4 protein-coding genes are annotated in these 2,813 nt (G+C 51.0%); 3 read left to right on the top strand and 1 reads right to left on the bottom strand.

Annotated elements, in window-relative coordinates; translation table 11 throughout:
* A partial coding sequence (locus KDK14_RS09060; RefSeq protein WP_257264772.1) for a hypothetical protein occupies positions 1–436 on the bottom strand: 436 nt, incomplete at its 3' end.
* Positions 437–524: 88 nt separating this feature from the next.
* Between KDK14_RS09060 and KDK14_RS09055 the strand changes: the two genes are divergently transcribed.
* The 3 genes from KDK14_RS09055 to KDK14_RS09045 form a co-directional block, all read left to right on the top strand.
* Positions 525–1,601 (top strand): FliM/FliN family flagellar motor switch protein, encoded by a 1,077-nt coding sequence (locus tag KDK14_RS09055; protein ID WP_257264771.1) that lies wholly within the window; start codon positions 525–527, stop codon positions 1,599–1,601.
* Positions 1,598–2,209: a FliM/FliN family flagellar motor switch protein gene (locus tag KDK14_RS21715; protein ID WP_257264770.1), complete on the top strand. Its 612-nt coding sequence runs from the start codon at positions 1,598–1,600 to the stop codon at positions 2,207–2,209. The genes KDK14_RS09055 and KDK14_RS21715 overlap by 4 nt, the downstream gene beginning before the upstream one ends.
* The coding region (locus KDK14_RS09045) for a hypothetical protein (protein WP_257264769.1) at positions 2,181–2,813 on the top strand (633 nt) is incomplete at its 3' end. The genes KDK14_RS21715 and KDK14_RS09045, both read left to right, overlap by 29 nt.

Genomic DNA, 2,813 nt, shown 5'->3' with positions numbered 1-2,813 from the left:
GCCCAGAAACTTCCGACAAATAATAGTCCGTGACCTGAAGTCGTTGGCCATAGCTTACCGGTTGATGGCTGTCTGATGTGACTTCGTAAGCACTTTTTGAGGATTGTCCGGAAGAATAAAAGCCTCCCCATGGCTGGGGTTTGATCCAGAGCTGTACCGATTCGGGCCGGGTTGGGAACAGCGAGGAGTGCAATTCAATCGACTGCAGGTGCCCTGCTTTCGCAATAATGGCCAGGCCGCCAAATAAAGGCACCTTCTGATATAGACGACATTTAAAGTATTTGTGTTCATCTAGCTGCCAGTCAATATCATCCATAACCACATCGTAGAGGCTGGCGGAAGCTGGCGAATGGAGTAGCACCAATAATAATGCCCGGGATACCAACATCAAAGGGGCACTAAGCAGTACTGACAGTAAAAAGCGAATCTGTTTCATAGCGCATTCATGGCAAGGCGTTCTGTCGGATGGAAAAATAAACAGTATGGGCTACTTTTTCAGGAGGCGGCTGACGGGAAATTATCGAATGCCTTTTACAGATTCTAGCTCCCCTGGTCGTGGTGTGGAGCACAATTTGGCGAACAGCCAGGCTGATAGCAGCTGTGATTCAGGACTGTTACCCCGTGGTTATCTGCATCAGATGTCCCCTTCGGTATTGCGCATGACAAAGCAGCTGGAGAGGCTTTCAGTGTCATTTCCTGATCTTATGCTGAAGGCCCTGGAGCAAGTTATCGAAAGCCCGGTGATGGGTGCCCATTGTCATTTTAATGGTGCTATTTATACGACGATCAATCAATTACAACTGCTGTCCAGACAAGCGCTCTACCGTTTCCAGCTGCCCGTCAGTGGCCAGCATGTTTCTACGGCGACTTGCCAGGCATCCAGCTATGCATTCTTGCGGCTGGATCAACGGCTACCTGACTTTCTGACCACCCTCTGTTTTGGTGGCAACCTGTCTTCGCTGGCTGCCAGGACCGGGGAGTCTGCGCCGGATGGCTCTTCAGCTGACGATTCTCCTCCTGCATATACAACAGAGTTCACCAGAATTGGCAAACAACTTCTGGATCAGGTTGCCAATGCGCTGGCAGAGGCCTGGAGGACACTGTGTTCGCCTTATCGCCCGGTATCGGAGACTGACTCTTTGGCGCAATGGATGGGAGGATCACAGATACCCCCCGTTTTATTCACCGATGATTGCCTGCTGAATCAGTTTGATCTTGAGTTTCATAACCCGGCCTGCGCAGATTCAACCTGGTTACTCCCGGTTTGTTTCTATACCCCGGTCAATGCTTTTACCAGGGCCATGGTAGAGCAGGAAGCAATGATTGACCGGGAAACTGGTTCAAGTCAGCCATGTCGGGATCGTATCGCGCGGTCTCTTGGCCACATCAACGTGGATATGACCGTTGATCTTGAGCCACTGTCTTTGCCCATGAGCAAGTTATGTGATCTGCAGGTGGGTGACGTGCTATCGATACCCCATCCGGGAAAATCATATATAAGGGTGCAGAACGCTCTCTTGTTTTGTGGAACGACAGGGCAGCACGGGGGGCACCTTACCGTGCAAATCAATGAGTGTTTAACAGGAGAGGACGGTCAGTGAACGACTCAGGACTATCAGTTGATGAAAAGCCCTTAGCTGATGAAAAGCCCTTAGCTGATAAACAGCCCTTAGCTGATAAAATACCCTCAGCTGATAAAAACCCCTCAGCCGATGACAAGCCGCCAGCTGATAACGGGCATTCAACGGTTATTAATCCGGAACCCTCGGATATTACCAATAAAGATGTTCAGCAAGACGCTTCTGATCAGCCGGAGCTGAGTGGCTCTCATTTACCGCCCGGGAATGAGATAGAGGAATCTGCAACCGTTCCTGAAGCACAGGTTAATGATGCAGCAGATCCGTCAGAGTCGTCAGAAGATGGTAGTCCGGAAGTGACAGCGGACGACCAGGCCGAAGGGCCCCTGGCCAGGCTGACTTCATCAAACCTGGCACTGGTCGGGGCTGTAGAGGTCACTTTGACCCTGAATGTTGGCAATAAACGTATGACCATTGCTGATATGCTTGGCTTGCATAAAGGGTCAGTAGTCAGTCTGGACCGTCGGGAACACGACCCACTGGATGTCATGATTAACGGGGTGTTATTTGCCCGTGGCGAAGTTGTTCGGACTGGGGAGTATTATGGCCTGCGCATTCTGGAAATCCTCTGATATTGATCGCTTGTCCGGTGCTTCTTATGGTGCCTGCCCTCTCTGGATACCCGTTACTGCCTTGTTGTTGGCCTTGCCCGCAGTATCTGAGGCATCCTTTCAGTTGCCGTTGTTATCCGTCACGTCCGGTGATAACCAGCAGGATTACACGGTTAACCTGCAGATTTTTTTACTATTGACGGCACTGGCCTTTCTTCCGGGGCTACTGATGGTAACCACCAGCTTCACCCGGGTATTGATCGTGCTGGCCATCCTTCGCCAGGGCCTTGGGCTGCAACAAATACCCCCTACGCGGGTGCTCATTGCTGCGGCACTGATCCTGACGGCATTCATTATGAAACCGGTGTTTAATGAGATCCGGGCACAGGCCATCGAACCTTACCTGGCAGAGCAAATGCAGTTCAGGGAAGCGATAGAAGTCGCGGGGTTCCCCCTGCATCAGTTTATGCTGAAGCAAACCCGAAAGGTCGATATGGAACAATTTTTAGTGTTATCCGGGGAAATTCCGCCGGTCGACGACAGTAGCAGTCAACCGGATGTGGTGCTGGAAAATATTCCGTTTTCGGTACTGATGCCGGCTTTTTTGAGCAGTGAAATTAAAACC

This window comes from Endozoicomonas sp. ONNA2, assembly GCF_024606365.1.
GTDB lineage: Bacteria > Pseudomonadota > Gammaproteobacteria > Pseudomonadales > Endozoicomonadaceae > Endozoicomonas.
The sequence above is the reverse complement of the archived record's forward strand: the minus strand, read 5'-3'. Positions and strand labels throughout refer to the sequence as shown.